Here is a 20309-nt window from a genome sequence, read left to right as displayed (position 1 = left end):
CTGGCATCTGCAATCAGACAAGCAGAATTCGTAGCTGGAGTGAAAGATTTCGGAAATAAACGTGAAAAGGGAACCAAAGTGGCTCCCTGAAAGGACTAGCTGGCTTTTTTAATATGCGGAAGATCGAAAGCTTTACGCAGCGCACGAACAAATGCTTTATCGTGGCAAATGGTTTTACCTGGACTATCTGACAACTTGGCTACCGGCTTACCGTTACATTCGACCAGCTTGATAACGATATTCAGCGGCTTAACCTGGGGGATATTACACGTCAGGCGTGTCCCGATACCAAAGCTCAGTTGCACGCGAGAAGAGAAATGACGGTAGAGTTCAATCGCTTTATTCAGATCGAGGTTATCTGAAAACACCAGCGTTTTGCTTTGCGGGTCAATACCCAGTTTTTCATAATGGGCGATGGCTTTCTCACCCCATTCAACCGGATCGCCAGAGTCGTGGCGCAACCCCTGGTAGCGGGTTGCAAACTCAACGCCAAAGTCGCGCAAAAACGCGTCCATGGTGATGCAATCGGTCAGGGCGATGCCGAGCTGGTCGGGATATTCGTTCAGCCAGGCGGCCAGGGCAACGCGCTGGCTGGTAGCAAGCTCAGGGCTGATTTGCTGGTGTGCCTGGAACCATTCATGTGCCTGGGTTCCCATCGGCGTTAATGACAAACGACGGGCAAGATCGTAGTTGCTGGTGCCAACAAACCACGGTTCCTGCTGCAGACGCTGAACAATAGCTTGCTGCACTTCGCGTGAAAAACGACGACGCGTGCCGAAATCCATCAGATGGAAGCGGGACATATCGACATCTTTCGTTAATGTAGTGAATTCTGCTAATTTGTTTTCCAGCTCAGCCAGTGCCTGCGGCACGCCAGATTCTGGCGAACGGTAACGGTGCACCAGCTCACTAATTACCGCCAGCAGCGGAACTTCCCACATGATGACTTCACGCCATGGACCGGTTAAGCGGATGTTCAGCTTACCGTTATCATTGGTGACGCGAACCTGTTCCGGGTTGTAGCGGAAATCACGTAACCAGGTGAGGTAATCAGCTTTAAAGAAAGGCAGGCCGGAGAGCCACTGGTACTCGTCCTCATGAAGTCGCAGGTACTGCATAGCGTTAACCTGCTCACGAATAGTGTCGGCGTAAATACCGAGCAGGTCATCGCCACGGCAACGAAATTCAGCCGCTACTTGTACATCATAGTAGTGGTGAAAAACGGCTTGCTGCATATGCAACTTATAAGCGTCTGTATCCAGCAGCGAGTGCAGAACAGGAGAAGCGAATTGTGTCATAGGTGCGCAGTAGCATCCTCTCGCGGGAGCGTTTAGTACAATAAACAACTAAGAAAACCGCTGGAGTATACCCTGTTTAGCGATTTATTGAACCCCGATCACACCATAAGCTGTCTTTCTGGTCGAGGGCATTTCGTGCCGCGTGTTATTAAAATGTAGCAAAAAGGGTGTTTGTGCCTGAAAAGATGAACATTCTGCGTAGCGCGATTTACGCAACAGGAATAGACTGAAGCCGAGACTCTACCAAAGATGCTAAAGGTTTTTTATGACACAACAGCCACAAGCCAAATACCGTCACGACTATCGTGCACCGGATTACCAGATTACTGATATTGACTTGACCTTTGACCTGGATGCTGAAAAAACCGTGGTCACCGCAGTGAGCCAGGCTGTCCGTCATGGTGCGTCTGATGCTCCCCTTCGCCTGAATGGTGAAGATCTGACCCTGGTGTCAATCCACGTGAACGATGACCCGTGGACAGAGTATAAAGAAGAAGAAGGTGCTCTGGTCATCAGCCAACTGCCGGAACGTTTTACGCTGCGTATCGTGAATGAAATCAGCCCAGCGGCGAATACCGCGCTGGAAGGGCTGTATCAGTCCGGCGATGCGCTCTGTACCCAGTGCGAAGCGGAAGGGTTTCGCCATATTACCTGGTATCTCGACAGGCCGGACGTGCTGGCGCGTTTTACGACCAAAATTATTGCCGATAAAACCAGATATCCATTCCTGCTTTCCAACGGCAACCGTGTCGCGCAGGGCGAACTGGAAAACGGTCGCCACTGGGTGCAGTGGCAGGATCCATTCCCGAAACCGTGCTATCTGTTTGCGCTGGTCGCCGGTGATTTCGATGTGCTGAGCGATACCTTTACGACCCGATCCGGGCGTGAAGTCGCGTTGGAGTTGTACGTTGATCGCGGCAACCTGGACCGTGCGCCGTGGGCGATGACGTCGCTGAAAAATTCCATGAAATGGGATGAAGAGCGTTTTGGTCTGGAGTATGACCTCGATATCTACATGATTGTCGCCGTGGACTTCTTTAATATGGGGGCGATGGAGAATAAAGGTCTGAACATCTTTAACTCCAAATACGTGCTGGCGCGTACCGATACCGCCACCGACAAAGACTATCTCGATATTGAGCGCGTTATCGGCCACGAATATTTCCATAACTGGACCGGCAACCGTGTCACCTGCCGTGACTGGTTCCAGTTAAGCCTGAAAGAAGGTCTAACCGTATTTCGTGATCAGGAATTTAGCTCCGATCTTGGTTCTCGCGCGGTAAACCGTATTAGCAACGTGCGTACCATGCGCGGCTTGCAGTTTGCCGAAGACGCCAGCCCGATGGCCCATCCAATTCGTCCGGATATGGTCATTGAGATGAACAACTTCTACACCCTGACCGTGTACGAAAAGGGCGCTGAAGTGATTCGTATGATCCACACCCTACTGGGTGAGGCGAATTTCCAGAAGGGAATGCAGCTTTACTTTGAACGTCACGATGGTAGCGCCGCGACCTGTGATGATTTCGTGCAGGCAATGGAAGATGCGTCGAACGTTGACCTTTCACATTTCCGCCGCTGGTACAGCCAGTCCGGTACGCCGATTTTGACCGTGCGAGATGACTACAATCCAGCGACGGAACAGTACATGCTGACTATCAGCCAGCGTACGCCAGCCACGCCGGATCAGGCTGAAAAACAACCGCTGCATATTCCTTTCGCCCTCGAGTTGTATGACAACGAAGGGAAAGTGATCCCGCTACAAAAAGGCGGTCACCCGGTGAATTCCGTACTCAACGTGACCCAGGCAGAGCAGACGTTTGTTTTCGATAACGTCTACTTCCAGCCGGTTCCGGCACTGCTGTGTGAGTTTTCAGCGCCGGTGAAACTGGAATATAAATGGAGCGACCAGCAACTGACCTTCCTGATGCGTCATGCTCGCAATGATTTCTCCCGTTGGGATGCGGCGCAAAGCCTGTTGGCGACCTATATTAAACTGAATGTTGCCCGACATCAGCAGGGACTGCCGCTGTCACTGCCGGTACACGTTGCTGACGCATTCCGGGCGATTCTGCTCGATGAGAAAATCGATCCGGCACTGGCGGCAGAGATCCTGACGCTGCCTTCCGTCAACGAGATTGCTGAGCTGTTTGAGATTATCGATCCAGTTGCGATCGCCGAGGTTCGTGAAGCGTTAACCCGCACGCTGGCTGCTGAACTGGCAGATGAATTCCTGGCGATTTATAACGCCAATCATCTCGATGAGTATCGCGTTGAGCATGCTGATATCGGCAAACGTACGCTGCGCAACGCCTGCCTGCGCTTCCTGGCATTTGGCGAAGCCCATCTGGCTGACACGCTGGTAAGCAAGCAGTACCGTGAAGCGAATAACATGACTGATGCGCTGGCAGCGCTGTCTGCGGCGGTCGCAGCACAGTTGCCGTGTCGTGACGCGCTGATGCAGGAATACGACGACAAATGGCATCACGACGGTCTGGTGATGGATAAATGGTTTATCCTGCAATCTACCAGCCCGGCAGATAACGTGTTGGAGACGGTACGCGGCCTGTTGAAGCATCGCTCCTTCAGTATGAGTAACCCGAACCGCATCCGTTCGCTGATCGGTGCCTTTGCGGGCAGCAACCCGGCGGCATTCCATGCGGAAGATGGTAGCGGCTATCAGTTCCTGGTCGACATGTTGACCGAACTGAACAGCCGAAATCCACAGGTGGCATCTCGTTTGATTGAGCCGCTGATTCGTTTAAAACGCTATGATGCCAAACGTCAGGCGAAGATGCGTGCGGCGCTGGAACAGTTGAAAGGTCTGGAGAATCTGTCAGGCGATCTGTTCGAGAAGATAACTAAAGCATTAGCCTGATAATGTCGCCGGATGGGTCCGGCCTACCATTCACGTGTAGGCCGGATGGGTCCGGCCTACCATTCACGTGTAGGCCGGATAAGCGGTAGCGCCATCCGGCATTTTTAACCATGCCTTCGTAGCTGAACTTCATTTTCGCCGCGTTGCATCACCCGGTTCAACACCTCGGCTTCCAGTTCTGCCAGACGCACCGAACCAATCCGACGCGGTCGTGCAATATCCACCGTTAAATCCAGCCCGATTTTTCCATCCTCAATCAGCAAGACGCGATCGGCCATTGCCACCGCTTCGCTGACATCATGGGTGACCAGAAGTACGGTAAAGCCGTGCTCTTGCCATAAAGAGACGATCAGCTCCTGCATTTCAAGGCGGGTTAAGGCATCCAGTGCGCCGAGGGGTTCATCCAGCAGCAGCAGACCAGGGCGATGAATTAATGCCCGGGCAAGGGCCACGCGCTGTTTTTGTCCGCCAGAAAGCGCTGCGGGCCACTCCTGAGCACGATTCTCCAGTCCAACGGCGGCCAGCGCATCTCGGGCCGCATTGCGCCAGTGACCTTTCAGACCCAGACCGACGTTATCGATAACCGTCTTCCAGGGCAGCAGACGCGCATCCTGAAACATCATACGCGTATCATCCTGAATTTCCGCCAGTGGGGTGGTTCCGGCAAGTAATGCGCCTGAGGTGGGCGACTCCAACCCTGCCAGCAGACGCAGCAACGTGCTTTTACCACCACCGCTGCGGCCAACCACGGCAACGAATTGCCCGGCCTGTATATGCAAATCTAACTGATTGAGCACCGTATTGGCGGCGTATTGTTTCGTCACTGCGCTCAGCACAAGCGGAGTGCCCTGGTTCAGGCGAGCGGTGTTCATACAGTAGCCTCCTTCACATGGTAAGCCGGGTTCCAGCGTAGCCAGATTCGCTCCAGCAGTTGGGCACTGACATCGGCAAGTTTACCCAGCAGGGCGTAGAGAATAATGGCCACCACGACCACATCGGTTTGTAGAAATTCGCGAGCGTTCATCGCCAGGTAGCCAATACCGGCATTGGCTGAAATGGTTTCCGCCACAATGAGCGTCAGCCACATCAGTCCGAGAGCAAAACGCACTCCAACCATAATCGAGGGCAGGGCGCCGGGGAGGATCACATGAATAAACAGTGAAAAACCAGACAACCCATAGCTGCGCGCCATCTCAACCAGCCCGCGGTCAATATTACGGATGCCATGCCAGGTGTTGATGTAAATCGGGAACAGCGTGCCCAGCGCGACGAGAAAGATCTTGGCGGACTCATCAATACCGAACCACAAAATGACCAGTGGGATCAGCGCCAGATGCGGGACGTTACGCAGCATCTGCACCGACGTATCCAGCAGGCGTTCTCCCCAACGCGAAAGGCCGCTTATCAGTCCCAACGTCAGGCCAATCGATCCGCCGATGGAGAATCCGATCAGCGCCCGCCAGGCGCTGATCGCCAGATGCTGCCAAAGTTCGCCGCTGGCGGAAAGCGTCCAGAAAGCTTCGACCACGCCTTCCGGAGAGGGCAGGATGCGGGTGGAGAGCCAGCCCACTGATGATGCGAGCTGCCAGAGCGCCACCAGACCTACCGGTAAAAACCAGGGTGCGAGGCGCAATAACCATCTGTTTTTCGGCGTTGCCATTAGCCGCTCCTTAGCTTTGAGCGACTTTGCGCGGGATGAATTCGTTCGCAACCGCTTCGCCTTGCTGTTGCAGGCGCTGTGGTTGCGGAATTTCGGGTATCGCGACATCCAGATGCGGGAACAGCAGTTCACCAACCTTGTACGCCTCTTCCAGATGCGGATACCCGGATAGCACAAAGCTGTCTATTCCCAGCGCGGCATACTCGTTAATACGCGCTGCGACCGTAGGACCATCTCCGACCAGTGCGGTCCCTGCGCCACCGCGCACCAATCCTACCCCTGCCCACAGGTTCGGGCTAATTTCTAGTTTGTCGCGTTTACCGTTGTGCAGTGCAGCCATTCGCTGCTGACCGACCGAATCCGTTTTTGAGAAGGCGGCCTGGGCTTTGGCGATGGTGTCGTCATCCAGATGGGCTATCAGACGACCTGCGGCCTGCCACGCCTCTTGCGTTGTCTCCCGTACGATCACATGCAGACGAATACCAAAGCGGATCTTGCGGCCGAGCGCCGCCGCTTTGGCTCGTACTTGTTCAATCTTCTGCTTCACCTGTTCAGGCGGTTCACCCCAGGTCAGATAGAGATCAACCTGCCCGGCAGCCAGATCTTGTGCGACGTCAGACGAGCCGCCGAAATAGAGTGGAGGATGCGGCTGCTGGATCGGCGGGAAGAACAGTTTTGCCCCGCGAACATGAATATGTTTGCCGTTGAAATCCACGGTTTCACCTTGCAGTAAGCGTCGCCAGACCTGAGTAAATTCGCCAGAGGCTTCATAGCGCTCGGTGTGATCGAGGAACACGCCGTCACCAGCCAATTCCTGCGGATCGCTGCCGGTCACCAGGTTAAATAACGCCCGACCGTTAGAAAGTCTGTCGAGCGTTGCTGCCTGGCGCGCGGCAACCGTCGGCGAGGTTACACCTGGACGCAGCGCGACCAGAAATTTTAATCGCTGGGTGACCGGGATCATCGAGGCGGCGACCAGCCAGGCATCTTCGCAGGAGCGCCCGGTTGGGATCAACACACCGGTAAATCCCAGACGATCGGCCGTTTGCGCAATTTGTTGCAGATATCCGTGATCGACCGGGCGCGAACCTTCTTCCGTTCCAAGATAATGACCGTCACCGTGGGTGGGTAAAAACCAGAACATGTTCAGACTCATCATTTTTCTCCTGCCTGCTGAGTGGGTTGCCAGATACGCTGGCGAATATCGATTTTTTTCGGCACCAAACGGTTGTCATAAAACAGATCCGCGGTTTGTTGTTGCAGTGCGGCAACAGAGTCGCTGACGGGCGTAATGGTGGTTGGCGGGCGGTGATCCAGATAGGAGGCAATCACTGGCTCAGGCAGGCCCATGGTTTTAGCCAGCAGGGCAATGCTTTGCTGGCGCTGGCTGAGGGTTAACGCATCGGCCTGGCTAAAGGTATTCAGTACGCCAAGAACAAAAGCGCCATTTTTCTCGGCATAAGGACGTGCTGCGAGATAAAACGAACCGGTCTGCTTAAGGTCTGAGCCGTCTTTCAGCACGCGTACATCACCTTGCAATAACGCGGCGGAATAGTAGGGATCCCAGATAGCCCACGCATCAACGTTTCCTTGCTGGAAGGCCGCTCGCGCATCGGCTGGCGTCAGATAAGTCGGTTGAATATCGGTAAATTTCAGCCCGGCCTGTTGCAGTGCACGGAGCAGTAAATTGTGGGCGCTGGACCCTTTCTGGAAAGCGACTTTATGTCCTTTAAGCTGCGCGACGTTCTGGATCGGGCTATTTTTCGGCACCAGAATCACTTCGGCTTTCGGTTTGGGTGGCTCAACACCCACGTAAACCAGATCGGCTCCGGCAGCCTGGGCGAAAATTGGTGGAATGTCACCCGTACTGCCGAGATCGATACTGCCGATATTCAATGCTTCCAGCATTTGCGGCCCGGCCGGGAACTCAACCCACGAGATTTTGGTCTGCGGGTAGCGTTTTTCCAACAATTGATGGCTTTTTGCCAGCACCATGCTGACGCTTCCTTTCTGATAACCAATACGCAGGGCATCGGGTGCAGACTCAGCGGCATGCGTCAGCGTTGACAGTGACAGCAGCCCGGTTAGTGCCAGCCACGACCTGTGGCGCTTGAGCAGATTAAGCATGGGCAGTACCCCGCAGGGTATTCAGTTGAGGGAGTTGGATATCGCGACGATGCAATGCCAGCCAGAAAGTCTCGAGCGCACTATCCAGGCGCTGCTGCAGGTTGGGCGTAAACTGCGGTTTATGCTGATAATCGATGACCTGCGAATCATCGGCAAATACGCCGTGCAGGATCTCCTGGGCTTTTAACGCACTCAGTACCGGTTTCAGCGCGTAATCGACGGCCAGTAAATGCGCCACGCTGCCGCCGGTCGCCAGCGGCAACACCACTTTTCCTTCCAGCGCTCGCTCGGGGAGCAGATCGAGCAGCGTTTTCAGTGCGCCAGAGTAAGCTGCCTTGTAGACCGGCGTGGCGACAATCAGCCCGTCAGCATCCTGTAATTGTTCAATAAATGTCTTCAGCGCCGGACTATCAAAACGGGCATAGATCAGGTCTTCTGGGGCAAAATTGTGCAAGTTCCAGTGAAAGACTTCGACATCCTGACCGTTGAGCTTTTCTCGGGCATATTCCAGTAACGCGCTGGAGCGAGAGGGAAAGCGTGGGCTTCCCGCCAGAGTGATGACGCGCATAATTTCAATCTCCGCTTATAACTAATTGTTTGCTTTTATTTAACATTAATAACAATTTATGCAGTCTGGCAGAGAGGCTCTGTTTATCGAAATAATTTATGCGGGATAGAAAAGTTGAAAATTGCATAAAACGAGGAGCCGAAAGAAAACGTTTGCTTTTTATTGCCGCAGGTCAATTCCCTTTTTGCTCCCGATCGCACATAATACGCCCCCGGTTTGCACACCGGGAATCCAGGAGAGTTCATGTACTACCCCTTCGTTCGTAAAGCCCTTTTTCAGCTCGATCCAGAGCGCGCTCATGAATTGACATTCCAGCAATTACGTCGCATTACCGGCACGCCGCTTGAAGCGCTTGTGCGCCAGAAGGTACCTGCAAAACCGGTTACCTGTATGGGGCTGACGTTTAAAAATCCGCTCGGGCTTGCTGCCGGACTGGATAAAGACGGGGAGTGTATTGATGCGCTCGGCGCGATGGGATTCGGTTCCATTGAGATTGGTACCGTAACGCCGCGTCCTCAACCGGGTAACGATAAACCGCGTCTGTTCCGTCTGGTTGATGCAGAAGGTTTGATCAACCGTATGGGGTTTAATAACCACGGGGTTGATAACCTGGTCGAGAACGTTAAAAAATCGCATTTTGACGGTATTCTGGGAATTAATATTGGCAAGAATAAAGATACCCCGGTAGAGAATGGCAAAGATGACTATCTGATTTGTATGGAAAAAGTCTATGCTTATGCCGGTTATATCGCGATTAATATCTCTTCACCGAATACGCCGGGATTACGTACGCTGCAATACGGCGAGGCGCTGGACGACCTCCTGGCTGCAATTAAAAATAAGCAAAACGATCTGCAAGCGATCCACCATAAATATGTGCCGGTGGCGGTAAAGATCGCGCCGGATCTTTCTGTGGAAGAACTGATCCAGGTTGCTGACAGTTTAGTTCGGCATAATATTGATGGCGTAATTGCGACTAACACCACGCTCGATCGTTCTCTCGTTCAGGGAATGAAAAATTGCGATCAAATGGGTGGTCTTAGCGGGCGACCATTGCAATTAAAAAGTACAGAAATTATTCGCCAGTTGTCTCAGGAATTAAAAGGTCAACTGCCGATTATCGGAGTTGGTGGTATCGACTCGGTGATTGCCGCGCGGGAAAAAATGGCGGCCGGCGCAACCCTCGTACAGATTTATTCGGGATTTATTTTTAAAGGTCCGCCGTTGATTAAAGAAATCGTCAGCAATATCTGATCTATGCCTTAATCCGACAACCAGGGCTTTATTTCTAGCCCTGGTTGTTTTATATTCCTTTACTGTTGCTTATTTAAACATTCTGAGCTTTTATTATTAGGGCAATAAACGAAGCGGCAAAAGGATACTGTCGTAATGGCGATGATTAAGGAAAGGAGAGAAACTGATGCGAATTAAACCCGACGATAACTGGCGCTGGTATTATGATGAAGAGCACGATCGAATGATGCTCGATTTAGCCAATGGCATGTTATTCCGCTCGCGTTTTGCGCGTAAAATGCTCACTCCTGATGCTTTTTCTCCGTCTGGTTTTTGTGTCGATGACGCTGCGCTTTATTTCTCCTTCGAAGAAAAATGCCGTTACCTGGATTTAGCTAAAGAACAAAAAGCGGAACTGGTGCTAAATGCGCTGGTGGCTATTCGGTATCTTAAACCGCAAATGCCAAAAAGCTGGCACTTTGTCGCGCACGGCGAGAACTGGTCGCCAGTGGTCGGCGACGCTGCCTGTGTTTATTTGAGCGATACTGAAGAACAGGTAAATCTGTTAGTGGTAGAGCCGGGTGAAAATGCCGCACTGTGTTTGCTTGCGCAGCCGGGAGTGGTCATTGCCGGTCGCACCATGCAACTTGGCGATGCGATTAAAATCATGAATGACAGACTGAAACCACAGGCAATTGTCGACAGTTTCAGCCTTGAGCAGGCGGTCTAACTTTCCAGTCTGATTGCCGTTTTGGGTACACAACTGCAGCACAGAATCGTTCCGTCATCACCAATCGCTGATTTTTTCAGCGGGCTAACTTCGCCTTCTACCAGTCGAATTCGACAGCATCCGCAAATTCCTGCCCGGCATGAATAGGGAACCCGAATTCCCTGGTTTTCCAGCTGTTCAAGCAATACCTGCTGATTATTGCCACGAAAGGTCTGCCCCTGCCAGTCAATCAGTACCGTGGCATCGGGCTGCTGCTCGGCGACGGTATCATCAGATTCCGCTGCGCCGTATGCTCTGGCGGGGCCGGTTGCTAAAATTTCGACTTCATCGCCAACGCGAATCACGCCGCTGTTACGGGCGATGAGATTCTGGCCGAAATCAACATCGCCGTTATCCGCCGCCGTGCGGAAAGTTTGCAGCGTGGCGAGCGGCTCGCCAGACGGATGTTTCTGGCCTTTCTCTGGGCTGACGGTGGTGAATATGCAGCGGCTACAGGGTTTTGCCACATCAAAAATGACGTCGCCAATGCGAATCACTTTCCAGGTATCTTCTTCCCAGGCGCCAGCACCTGAAATCACCAGATTAGGGCGAAACTGTTCCATTTTGACGCTTGCCGGGCAGCGTTGCTGCAGATCGCGCAGCGACGCTTCGTTGGTCAGCAGGTAGGGATAACCGTCGGCGAAGGATAAAGGAACATCATCGTGGCGCTTCACCCGGCGCGTCAATTGTGGGCCAACCCAGCGCAACTGCACGTCACGGGAGAAAAAGCCGCTCAGCCATTGGTTGATAGCGGCTGGCGCGATACGCGCGGTAAAATGGTTTCCCCACACTTCTGTCGGCGCATCCTGGGTGGCGAAGTCGGCGAATCGCACCAGCGCGCTGCTACCGTCTGGCGCCGTAAGATGCAGTCCATCGTGAAAAGGGGAAGGGGTAAAGCGGACCATTTGCGGGAACTGTCGGGCGGTAATAAACGTTCCGTCAGGTTCGGTAATCATAAATATACGGTCAAAGGCGAGACCGCTGACGTCTGCCAGGGCGTGCGTGAGTCCAATTCCACGCATAGATTTAACCGGATGAATAAAAAGTCGGGTCAACGTTACCACTGTACAGCCCCTTGAACGAAAATAAGCCTTCAACTTTATGACATACAGCCCATATTAGCTATAATGCGCAGCAATTTTCTCGGAGTAAAAGTGACATTATGAATTCTCTGTTTGCCAGTACGGCCCGTGGGCTGGAAGAGCTGTTAAAAACTGAACTGGAAAACCTCGGCGCGCTGGAGTGCCAGGTCGTTCAGGGTGGGGTCCATTTTAAGGGCGACACGCGGCTTGTTTACCAGAGCCTGATGTGGAGCCGCCTGGCCTCGCGCATTATCCTGCCGATGGGAGAGTGCAAGGTCTACAGCGATCTTGATCTGTACCTCGGCGTTCAGGCAATCGACTGGACAGAGATATTTAATCCTGGTGCCACCTTTGCCGTGCATTTTAGCGGGCTGAACGAGACGATTCGTAATAGCCAGTATGGTGCACTGAAAGTAAAGGATGCGATTGTCGATGCCTTTACCCGTAAAAACCTGCCGCGTCCGAACGTAGATCGTGAATCACCCGATCTGCGCATTAACGTTTGGCTGAATAAAGATACCGCCAGTATTGCACTCGATCTTAGCGGTGACGGTTTGCATCAGCGTGGTTATCGCGATCGCGCTGGTCAGGCGCCGATCAAAGAGACGCTGGCTGCGGCTATCGTTATGCGTTCTGGCTGGCAGCCGGGTACGCCGCTGCTCGATCCGATGTGTGGTTCCGGTACGTTGCTGATTGAAGCAGCAATGTGGGCAACCGATCGCGCGCCGGGCCTGCACCGCGGGTACTGGGGCTTCAGTGGTTGGGCGCAGCACGATGAAGTCGTCTGGCAAGAAGTCAAAGCCGAAGCGCAGGTTCGTGCGCGTAAAGGGCTGGCTGATTACTCCTCGCATTTCTACGGCTCCGACAGCGATGCTCGGGTGATTGAAAAAGCGCGCAGTAACGCCCGCCGCGCCGGTATTGCCGATCTGATGACGTTTGAGGTTAAAGATGTCGCCAAACTGAGCAATCCGCTGCCGAAAGGACCGTATGGTACGGTTATCAGCAACCCGCCATACGGCGAACGTCTGGATAGCGAACCGGCGCTGATAGCCCTGCACAGCCAGCTGGGTCGGACGATGAAAAACCAGTTTGGCGGCTGGAATTTATCGCTGTTCAGCGCCTCGCCGGATCTGCTCAGCAGCCTGCAATTACGTGCCGACAAGCAGTTCAAAGCGAAAAACGGCCCGCTGGATTGCGTACAGAAGAACTATCACGTTGCAGAGACCACCGCAGACAGCAAACCTGCCACGGTGGCGGAAGATTATGCTAACCGCCTGCGCAAGAACATCAAGAAGCTGGAAAAATGGGCGCGGCAGGAAGGCATTGAATGCTATCGCCTGTATGACGCTGACCTGCCGGAATACAACGTTGCAGTGGACCGTTATGGTGAGTGGGTCGTGGTTCAGGAATATGCTCCGCCGAAGACGGTTGATGCGCAAAAAGCACGTCAACGCCTGTTCGACATTATCGCCGCAACGCTGTCGGTACTGGAAATTGCGCCAAATAAACTGGTGCTGAAAACCCGTGAACGGCAGAAAGGGAAGAATCAGTATCAGAAGATGAATGAGAAGGGTGAATTCATTGAGGTAAGCGAGTACAACGCGCGCCTGTGGGTCAACCTGACAGACTATCTTGATACCGGTTTGTTCCTCGATCACCGTATTGCGCGCCGCATGCTCGGTCAGATGAGCAAGGGTAAGGATTTCCTTAACCTGTTCTCCTACACCGGCAGCGCCAGCGTGCATGCCGGATTGGGCGGCGCACGTAGCACCACAACGGTAGATATGTCGCGTACCTATCTGGAATGGGCAGAGCGTAACCTGCGTCTGAACGGCCTGAGCGGTCGCGCGCACCGTTTAATTCAGGCCGATTGCCTGGGCTGGCTGCGCGAAGCCAATGAACAGTTTGATCTGATTTTCATCGATCCGCCGACGTTCTCTAACTCAAAACGTATGGAAGACTCGTTTGACGTGCAGCGCGATCATCTGGCGCTGATGAAAGATCTGAAACGCCTGCTGCGTAAAGACGGTACGATCATGTTCTCCAACAACAAACGTGGATTCCGTATGGATCTCGACGGTCTGGCTGCACTGGGATTGAAAGCACAAGAAATCACCCAAAAAACGCTTTCCCAGGACTTTGCCCGTAACCGACAGATCCACAACTGCTGGCTGATTACCGCAGCCTGAAAGGAAAATTAAATGTCATTAATCAGTATGCATGGTGCATGGCTGTCGTTCAGCGATGCGCCGCTTCTTGATAATGCTGAACTGCATATCGAAGATAACGAACGCGTCTGCCTGGTTGGCCGTAACGGCGCAGGCAAGTCGACGCTGATGAAGATCCTGAACCGTGAACAGGGTCTTGACGATGGGCGTATTATTTATGAGCAGGATCTGGTTGTGGCGCGTCTGCAGCAGGATCCGCCGCGCAACGTGCAGGGTAGCGTCTACGATTTCGTCGCCGAAGGGATTGCAGAACAGGCGGTTTACCTCAAGCGTTATCATGATATCTCGCATCTGGTGATCACCGATCCGAGTGATAAAAACCTCCAGGAACTGGCGAAGGTTCAGGAACAGCTGGATCACCATAATCTGTGGCAGCTGGAAAACCGTATTAATGAAGTACTGGAACAGCTTGTCCTGGAAGCAGACATGGAGCTGGCATCGCTTTCCGGCGGCTGGTTACGTAAGGCGGCGCTGGGTCGCGCGTTAGTGAGTAACCCGCGCGTACTGCTGCTGGATGAACCGACGAACCACCTGGATATTGAAACCATCGACTGGCTGGAAGGGTTCCTGAAAACCTTCAATGGGACAATCATTTTCATCTCCCACGACCGTTCATTTATCCGCAATATGGCGACGCGCATTGTCGATCTCGACCGCGGTAAGCTGGTGACCTATCCCGGGAACTACGATCAGTATCTGCTGGATAAAGAAGAAGCGTTGCGCGTAGAAGAGTTACAAAACGCGGAATTTGATCGCAAGTTGGCGCAGGAAGAAGTCTGGATCCGTCAGGGTATCAAAGCGCGTCGTACGCGTAACGAAGGTCGTGTGCGTGCGCTGAAAGCCATGCGTCGCGAGCGTGGCGAACGTCGCGAAGTGATGGGCACAGCGAAGATGCAGGTCGAAGAGGCTAGCCGTTCTGGCAAGATTGTCTTCGAAATGGAGAATGTTGATTACCAGGTTGACGGAAAGCAGCTGGTGAAAGATTTCTCCGCGCAGGTGCAGCGCAGCGATAAAATTGCCTTAATTGGGCCTAACGGCTGCGGCAAAACGACGCTGCTTAAGCTGATGCTGGGACAATTACAGGCCGACAGTGGTCGCATTCACGTCGGGACGAAGCTGGAAGTTGCCTATTTCGATCAGCACCGCGCCGAACTGGATCCGGATAAAACCGTGATGGACAACCTTGCTGAAGGTAAGCAAGAGGTGATGGTTAACGGCAAACCTCGCCATGTTCTGGGCTATCTCCAGGACTTCCTGTTCCATCCGAAACGTGCGATGACGCCAGTACGTGCGCTCTCTGGCGGGGAACGCAATCGCCTGCTGTTGGCGCGTTTATTCCTGAAGCCCAGCAATCTGTTAATTCTCGATGAACCAACCAACGATCTGGACGTCGAAACGCTGGAACTGCTTGAAGAATTAATTGATAGCTATCAGGGCACCGTGCTGTTGGTGAGCCACGACCGTCAGTTTGTTGATAATACCGTGACCGAATGCTGGATCTTCGAAGGCGGCGGTAAAATTGGTCGTTATGTCGGCGGTTATCATGATGCGCGCAGCCAGCAATCGCAGTATGTGGCGTTTAAACAGCCAGTTGCGAAAAAAACAGAGGAAACTGTTGCTCCTAAAGCAGAAATTGTCAAACGCGGCACGAGCAAACTAAGCTATAAACTGCAGCGCGAACTGGAGCAGCTCCCCGCGTTGCTTGAAGAACTGGAAGCTAAGCTGGAAGCCTTACAGGCTCAGGTTGCTGACGCCGCGTTTTTCAGTCAGCCTCACGAGCAAACGCAACAGGTATTGGCTAATCTGAACGAAGCGGAACAAGAACTTGAGCAAGCCTTTGAGCGCTGGGAGTATCTTGAGTCTTTGAAGAATGGCGCATAATTAAAGGAGCACATATGTGCGAACATCACCATGCCGCGAAGCATATTTTGTGCTCGCAGTGTGACATGCTGGTGGCGTTACCTCGCCTTGAGCATGGTCAGAAAGCGGCATGTCCACGATGTGGCACTACGTTAACCGTTGAGTGGGACGCGCCCCGGCAGCGTCCCACTGCCTATGTTTTAGCCGCATTATTTATGCTGCTGCTGTCAAATCTCTTCCCCTTTGTGAATATGAACGTCGCAGGGGTGAGTAGTGAAGTGACGCTGCTGCAAATCCCCAGCGTGCTCTTTTCTGAAGATTACGCCAGTCTCGGCACCTTCTTTATCTTATTCGTTCAGCTGGTTCCGGCCTTTTGTCTGCTGACGATCCTGCTACTGGTAAACCGGGTTCAGATGCCCGAGCGGCTTAAAGCATGGCTGGCGCGCATTTTGTTTCAGTTAAAAAGCTGGGGAATGGCGGAAATTTTCCTCGCGGGCGTGCTGGTGAGCTTTGTTAAGCTGATGGCCTATGGCGATATCGGTGTGGGCAGTAGTTTCATCCCGTGGTGCTTCTTTTGTCTTCTCCAGTTACGTGCATTCCAGTGTGTCGATCGTCGCTGGCTTTGGGATGATATTGCGCCGATGCCGGCTATCAAACAGGTCTTAAAGCCAGGTGTACCCGGTATCCGGCAAGGATTGCGTTCCTGCTCCTGTTGTACGGCTATTCTTCCGGCTGATGAGCTGGTGTGTCCGCGCTGTCAGACGAAAGGTTATGTGCGGCGTAAAAACAGTTTGCAATGGACATTAGCCTTACTGTTCACGTCGATCATGCTTTATCTTCCTGCCAATATTCTGCCGATTATGATCACCGACCTGCTGGGGTCAAAATTGCCATCGACGATCCTTGAGGGGGTGGTTTTAATCTGGAGTGAAGGTTCTTACCCGGTGGCAGCGGTTATCTTTATCGCCAGTATTATGGTGCCGACCTTAAAAATGATCGCCATTGCCTGGCTGTGTTGGGATGCCAAAGGGCACGGTAAACGCGACAGTGAACGGATGCATTTAATTTATGAGGTTGTGGAATTTGTCGGTCGCTGGTCAATGATCGACGTTTTTGTAATTGCCGTACTCTCTGCGCTGGTGCGCATGGGGGGATTAATGAACATTTATCCTGCAATGGGTGCTTTGATGTTTGCTTTAGTCGTCATTATGACAATGTTTTCTGCGATGACATTTGATCCGCGTCTGTCGTGGGACCGTGAACCAGAACCAGATCATGAGGAGTCCTGACAGCATGGAATCTAAAAGTGGGGAAGCCAAAGTGCAGAAGGTAAAAAACTGGTCGCCCGTGTGGATATTCCCTATCGTCACTGCACTCATTGGCGCGTGGGTTCTGTTTTACCACTACAGCCATCAGGGGCCGGAAGTCACGTTGATTACGACCAATGCCGAAGGTATTGAAGGAGGTAAAACGACGATTAAAAGCCGCAGCGTAGATGTCGGCGTGGTTGAAAGCGCTACTCTGACGGATGATTTGACCCATGTGGAAATTAAAGCACGCCTCAATTCCGGTATGGAAAAGCTGCTGCATAAAGATTCTGTTTTTTGGGTTGTGAAGCCGCAGGTGGGGCGTGCAGGTATCAGTGGCTTGGGAACGCTGTTGTCCGGGGCATATATTGAGCTACAACCTGGTAATAAAGGCAGCAAGCTGGAAAATTACCAATTGCTCGATTCTCCACCGCTGGCGCCGCCTGATGCGAAAGGGATCCGTGTGAACCTGGACAGTAAAAAAGCCGGTCAATTGAGTCCGGGTGACCCGGTGCTGTTCCGTGGATATCGCGTGGGCTCGGTTGAGACCAGCACGTTTGATGCGCAAAAACGCACGATCAGCTACCAGCTTTTCATCAATGCGCCAAACGATCGACTGGTAACCAGTAATGTTCGTTTCTGGAAGGACAGCGGTATTGCCGTCGATCTCACTTCGGCAGGTATGCGAGTGGAAATGGGCTCGCTCACCACGCTGTTTGGCGGCGGAGTAAGCTTTGACGTACCGGAAGGGCTGGAACAAGGCCAACCGGTTGAACAGCTCTCCTCTTTCAATCTGTATGACGATCAAAAAAGTATTCAGGATTCCTTGTATACCGATCACATTGATTACCTGATGTTCTTCAAGGATTCAATTCGTGGTCTGCAGCCGGGAGCGCCGTTGGAGTTCCGTGGTATACGCCTGGGTACAGTAAGTAAAGTGCCTTTCTTTGCGCCAAATATGCGCCAGGTATTTAACAACGATTACCGCATTCCTGTTCTGGTGCGTATCGAACCTGAACGGTTGAAAGCGCAGTTAGGCGAAGACACCGATGTGGGGGCTCATCTTGCTGAGTTGCTCAAACGTGGGCTGAGAGGGTCATTGAAGACGGGGAACCTGGTGACCGGCGCGCTGTATGTCGATCTCGACTTTTACCCGAAAGAGCCGCCAATTACAGGGGTACGCGAGTTTAATGGTTATCAAATTATTCCGACAGTGAGCGGCGGTCTGGCGCAGATTCAGCAGCGTCTGATGGAAGCGTTGGATAAGATTAATAGCCTACCGCTGAACCCGATGATTGAGCAGGCGACCACGACTCTGTCGGAAAGCCAGCGCACGATGAAACACCTGCAAACTACGCTGGATAACATGAATAAGATCACATCCAGCCAGTCGATGCAGCAGCTTCCTGCGGATATGCAGAATACGTTGCGTGAACTGAATCGCAGCATGCAGGGCTTCCAGCCGGGTTCTGCGGCCTACAACAAGATGGTGGCAGATATGCAGCGTCTTGATCAGGTACTGCGTGAACTGCAGCCGGTTCTGAAAACGCTGAACGACAAGAGCAACGCGCTGGTGTTTGAAGCGAAGGACAAAAAAGATCCAGAGCCGAAGAGGGCGAAACAATGAAAAAGTGGCTAGTGGTGATGATGGCGGTCTGGCTGACGTCATGTAGCTCCAGCGGAGAGAATAAAAGCTATTATCAGCTCCCCATTGCGCAAGGGGGGGGACAAAGTTCAGCTAATCAGGGCAACCGCCTGCTGTGGGTTGAACAGGTTGCCGTACCTGATTACCTGGCGGGGAATGGTGTGGTGTACCAGACCAGCGACGTGAAGTATGTGATAGCGAATAACAATCTCTGGGCCAGCCCACTGGATCAGCAGCTACGTAATACCCTTGTCGCCAATCTCAGTATGCAACTTCCTGGCTGGGTGGTTGCATCTCAGCCGTTGGGAAGCACTCAGGATACGCTTAACGTGACGGTGACAGGCTTTCACGGACGTTACGATGGCAAAGTGATTGTCAGCGGTGAATGGTTACTGAATCACCAGGGGCAATTAATCAAGCGTCCGTTCCATATCGAAGTTGTGCAGACGCAGGATGGCTACGATGAAATGGTGAAAGTTCTGGCCAGCGCCTGGAGTCAGGAAGCGACGGCTATTGCCCAGGAGCTGAAACGTATTCCATAAGCTTAAATAATTGTAAATTATGCCGCCTCAGGCTTATCGCCAGAGGCGGTTTTTTTTATTTTTTTAGCGGTTGAGGTAGCTGTTCTGACAGAGAATTTTTGTACAAATGATTTACCAGCTAGCTCACAATTATGACACTGGCGTGAATTTTGCGCATTGACGAGCCTGATGTTTAGGGGTATTCGTTTAGTGTGATTGCACACTTAGTAATCACTGTTTTCTTTTCCACCAGACCTAAAGATGAGGGAAACGAGGCATGAAGAGACAAAAACGAGATCGCCTGGAACGGGCACATCAACGTGGTTATCAGGCCGGCATTGCCGGACGCTCAAAAGAAATGTGTCCCTATCAGACGCTGAATCAGAGGTCATACTGGCTGGGAGGCTGGCGAGAAGCCATGGGGGATAGGGTTTTAATGGCCTGATTCTGTCTCTTTAGATAAAAGAAACCTCCGCAAAGCGGAGGTTTCGCCGTTTGTAGACCGGTAAATTAACGTACGCGGCCATTCGGCCATGTCGCACCACCAGTCCTACAGATGTCTGCGATTAGAACGCCGAGGTGTCCTGGAACAGACCCACTTTCAGATCATTTGCGGTGTAGATCAGACGACCATCAACCAGCACTTCACCATCAGCCAGACCCATGATCAGGCGGCGGTTAACGATGCGTTTGAAGTGAATGCGGTAGGTGACTTTCTTCGCGGTCGGCAGAACCTGGCCTGTGAATTTCACTTCGCCCACGCCCAGTGCACGGCCTTTACCTTCGCCGCCCAACCAGCCGAGATAGAATCCAACCAGCTGCCACATGGCATCCAGACCCAGGCAACCTGGCATTACCGGATCGCCGATAAAATGGCATCCGAAAAACCACAGGTCCGGGTTGATGTCCAGTTCAGCTTCCACATAACCTTTGTCAAAGTTGCCGCCGGTTTCGGTCATCTTGATGACACGATCCATCATCAGCATGCTTGGTGCAGGCAGTTGTGGGCCTTTAGCACCAAACAGCTCACCGCGACCAGAGGCAAGAAGGTCTTCTTTTGTATAGGATTCGCGTTTATCTACCATGTTCTCTGTAAGCCTTATTTTATTGAAGCACGCAGGATAGCTAACACG

The 20309-nt window shown here is 52.6% G+C and carries 17 protein-coding genes; 9 read left to right on the top strand and 8 right to left on the bottom strand.

What is annotated here, in order from left to right; genetic code table 11:
- Nucleotides 1-95 precede the first annotated feature (95 nt).
- The gene (gene pncB, locus IB196_RS14520) at nt 96-1298 is read right to left on the bottom strand and encodes a nicotinate phosphoribosyltransferase (RefSeq protein WP_188232531.1); all 1203 of its coding nucleotides are present in this window, start codon (nt 1296-1298) and stop codon (nt 96-98) included.
- 265 nt (nt 1299-1563) lie between these two features.
- Here pncB and pepN point away from each other — a divergent pair, with 265 nt between their 5' ends.
- Nucleotides 1564-4176, top strand: a complete 2613-nt coding sequence (pepN, locus tag IB196_RS14515) for an aminopeptidase N (RefSeq protein ID WP_149691719.1) — start codon at nt 1564-1566, stop codon at nt 4174-4176.
- A 104-nt stretch (nt 4177-4280) separates the two neighbouring features.
- Here the strand turns inward: pepN and ssuB are convergent, their stop codons facing one another.
- The 5 genes from ssuB to ssuE are packed head-to-tail and all read right to left on the bottom strand — an operon-like array spanning nt 4281 to nt 8531.
- Nucleotides 4281-5048: an aliphatic sulfonates ABC transporter ATP-binding protein gene (gene ssuB / locus IB196_RS14510; protein WP_040231817.1), complete on the bottom strand. Its 768-nt coding sequence runs from the start codon at nt 5046-5048 to the stop codon at nt 4281-4283.
- Entirely contained in the window at nt 5045-5836 is a 792-nt protein-coding gene (gene ssuC, locus IB196_RS14505; RefSeq protein ID WP_040231819.1) for an aliphatic sulfonate ABC transporter permease SsuC, read from the bottom strand. The genes ssuB and ssuC overlap by 4 nt, the downstream gene beginning before the upstream one ends.
- Nucleotides 5837-5846: 10 nt before the next feature.
- Complete coding sequence (gene ssuD / locus IB196_RS14500) at nt 5847-6992, bottom strand: FMNH2-dependent alkanesulfonate monooxygenase (RefSeq protein WP_005123535.1); 1146 nt, start codon at nt 6990-6992, stop codon at nt 5847-5849.
- Nucleotides 6992-7963 carry a sulfonate ABC transporter substrate-binding protein gene (locus IB196_RS14495; protein WP_149691716.1) on the bottom strand — a complete coding sequence of 324 codons (972 nt, stop codon included), beginning with the start codon at nt 7961-7963 and terminating at the stop codon, nt 6992-6994. The genes ssuD and IB196_RS14495 overlap by 1 nt, the downstream gene beginning before the upstream one ends.
- On the bottom strand, nt 7956-8531 hold the full coding sequence (ssuE, locus tag IB196_RS14490) for an NADPH-dependent FMN reductase (protein WP_005123533.1): 576 nt from the start codon (nt 8529-8531) through the stop codon (nt 7956-7958). The genes IB196_RS14495 and ssuE overlap by 8 nt, the downstream gene beginning before the upstream one ends.
- A 243-nt stretch (nt 8532-8774) precedes the next feature.
- On the opposite strand from ssuE, the gene pyrD reads away from it, so the two are divergent.
- Together pyrD and zapC are read left to right on the top strand one after the other, a co-directional pair.
- A complete protein-coding gene (gene pyrD / locus IB196_RS14485) occupies nt 8775-9785 on the top strand; it encodes a quinone-dependent dihydroorotate dehydrogenase (protein ID WP_005123532.1) in 1011 nt (336 codons plus the stop codon).
- 166 nt (nt 9786-9951) lie between these two features.
- Nucleotides 9952-10494, top strand: coding sequence for a cell division protein ZapC (gene zapC / locus IB196_RS14480; RefSeq protein ID WP_005123531.1), 543 nt, complete (start codon nt 9952-9954; stop codon nt 10492-10494).
- Here zapC and IB196_RS14475 read toward each other — a convergent pair.
- Nucleotides 10491-11597 (bottom strand): YcbX family protein, encoded by a 1107-nt coding sequence (locus tag IB196_RS14475; protein ID WP_121584425.1) that lies wholly within the window; start codon nt 11595-11597, stop codon nt 10491-10493. The two genes, zapC and IB196_RS14475, sit on opposite strands and share 4 nt — an antisense overlap.
- Before the next feature lie 98 nt (nt 11598-11695).
- On the opposite strand from IB196_RS14475, the gene rlmKL reads away from it, so the two are divergent.
- From rlmKL to rmf, 6 genes are all read left to right on the top strand, one after another.
- Entirely contained in the window at nt 11696-13804 is a 2109-nt protein-coding gene (gene rlmKL / locus IB196_RS14470) for a bifunctional 23S rRNA (guanine(2069)-N(7))-methyltransferase RlmK/23S rRNA (guanine(2445)-N(2))-methyltransferase RlmL (protein ID WP_188232530.1), read from the top strand.
- A gap of 12 nt (nt 13805-13816) precedes the next feature.
- Nucleotides 13817-15724 (top strand): ABC transporter ATP-binding protein, encoded by a 1908-nt coding sequence (locus tag IB196_RS14465; protein ID WP_188232529.1) that lies wholly within the window; start codon nt 13817-13819, stop codon nt 15722-15724.
- 14 nt (nt 15725-15738) lie between these two features.
- Nucleotides 15739-16992: a membrane integrity-associated transporter subunit PqiA gene (pqiA, locus tag IB196_RS14460; RefSeq protein ID WP_005123525.1), complete on the top strand. Its 1254-nt coding sequence runs from the start codon at nt 15739-15741 to the stop codon at nt 16990-16992.
- A gap of 4 nt (nt 16993-16996) precedes the next feature.
- On the top strand, nt 16997-18637 hold the full coding sequence (gene pqiB, locus IB196_RS14455; protein WP_005123524.1) for an intermembrane transport protein PqiB: 1641 nt from the start codon (nt 16997-16999) through the stop codon (nt 18635-18637).
- On the top strand, nt 18634-19197 hold the full coding sequence (gene pqiC, locus IB196_RS14450; RefSeq protein WP_040231826.1) for a membrane integrity-associated transporter subunit PqiC: 564 nt from the start codon (nt 18634-18636) through the stop codon (nt 19195-19197). Before pqiB ends, pqiC begins: the two co-directional genes overlap by 4 nt.
- A 256-nt stretch (nt 19198-19453) precedes the next feature.
- A complete protein-coding gene (gene rmf, locus IB196_RS14445; RefSeq protein ID WP_003035871.1) occupies nt 19454-19621 on the top strand; it encodes a ribosome modulation factor in 168 nt (55 codons plus the stop codon).
- A 121-nt stretch (nt 19622-19742) separates the two neighbouring features.
- Here rmf and fabA read toward each other — a convergent pair whose 3' ends face one another.
- A complete protein-coding gene (gene fabA, locus IB196_RS14440; RefSeq protein WP_003035875.1) occupies nt 19743-20261 on the bottom strand; it encodes a bifunctional 3-hydroxydecanoyl-ACP dehydratase/trans-2-decenoyl-ACP isomerase in 519 nt (172 codons plus the stop codon).
- Nucleotides 20262-20309 lie beyond the last annotated feature (48 nt).

This window comes from Citrobacter sp. C6_1, from assembly GCF_014596835.2.
GTDB classification, from domain to species: Bacteria; Pseudomonadota; Gammaproteobacteria; order Enterobacterales; family Enterobacteriaceae; genus Citrobacter; species Citrobacter pasteurii.
The sequence above is the reverse complement of the archived record's forward strand: the minus strand, read 5'-3'. Positions and strand labels throughout refer to the sequence as shown.

What these genes read in the sequence shown, in the direction of transcription:
- pncB (WP_188232531.1), bottom strand. Translation starts at nt 1,298, where the DNA reads ATGACACAATTCGCTTCTCCTGTTCTGCACTCGCTGCTGGATACAGAC.
- pepN (WP_149691719.1), top strand. Translation starts at nt 1,564, where the DNA reads ATGACACAACAGCCACAAGCCAAATACCGTCACGACTATCGTGCACCG.
- ssuB (WP_040231817.1), bottom strand. Translation starts at nt 5,048, where the DNA reads ATGAACACCGCTCGCCTGAACCAGGGCACTCCGCTTGTGCTGAGCGCA.
- ssuC (WP_040231819.1), bottom strand. Translation starts at nt 5,836, where the DNA reads ATGGCAACGCCGAAAAACAGATGGTTATTGCGCCTCGCACCCTGGTTT.
- ssuD (WP_005123535.1), bottom strand. Translation starts at nt 6,992, where the DNA reads ATGAGTCTGAACATGTTCTGGTTTTTACCCACCCACGGTGACGGTCAT.
- IB196_RS14495 (WP_149691716.1), bottom strand. Translation starts at nt 7,963, where the DNA reads ATGCTTAATCTGCTCAAGCGCCACAGGTCGTGGCTGGCACTAACCGGG.
- ssuE (WP_005123533.1), bottom strand. Translation starts at nt 8,531, where the DNA reads ATGCGCGTCATCACTCTGGCGGGAAGCCCACGCTTTCCCTCTCGCTCC.
- pyrD (WP_005123532.1), top strand. Translation starts at nt 8,775, where the DNA reads ATGTACTACCCCTTCGTTCGTAAAGCCCTTTTTCAGCTCGATCCAGAG.
- zapC (WP_005123531.1), top strand. Translation starts at nt 9,952, where the DNA reads ATGCGAATTAAACCCGACGATAACTGGCGCTGGTATTATGATGAAGAG.
- rlmKL (WP_188232530.1), top strand. Translation starts at nt 11,696, where the DNA reads ATGAATTCTCTGTTTGCCAGTACGGCCCGTGGGCTGGAAGAGCTGTTA.
- IB196_RS14465 (WP_188232529.1), top strand. Translation starts at nt 13,817, where the DNA reads ATGTCATTAATCAGTATGCATGGTGCATGGCTGTCGTTCAGCGATGCG.
- pqiA (WP_005123525.1), top strand. Translation starts at nt 15,739, where the DNA reads ATGTGCGAACATCACCATGCCGCGAAGCATATTTTGTGCTCGCAGTGT.
- pqiB (WP_005123524.1), top strand. Translation starts at nt 16,997, where the DNA reads ATGGAATCTAAAAGTGGGGAAGCCAAAGTGCAGAAGGTAAAAAACTGG.
- pqiC (WP_040231826.1), top strand. Translation starts at nt 18,634, where the DNA reads ATGAAAAAGTGGCTAGTGGTGATGATGGCGGTCTGGCTGACGTCATGT.
- rmf (WP_003035871.1), top strand. Translation starts at nt 19,454, where the DNA reads ATGAAGAGACAAAAACGAGATCGCCTGGAACGGGCACATCAACGTGGT.
- fabA (WP_003035875.1), bottom strand. Translation starts at nt 20,261, where the DNA reads ATGGTAGATAAACGCGAATCCTATACAAAAGAAGACCTTCTTGCCTCT.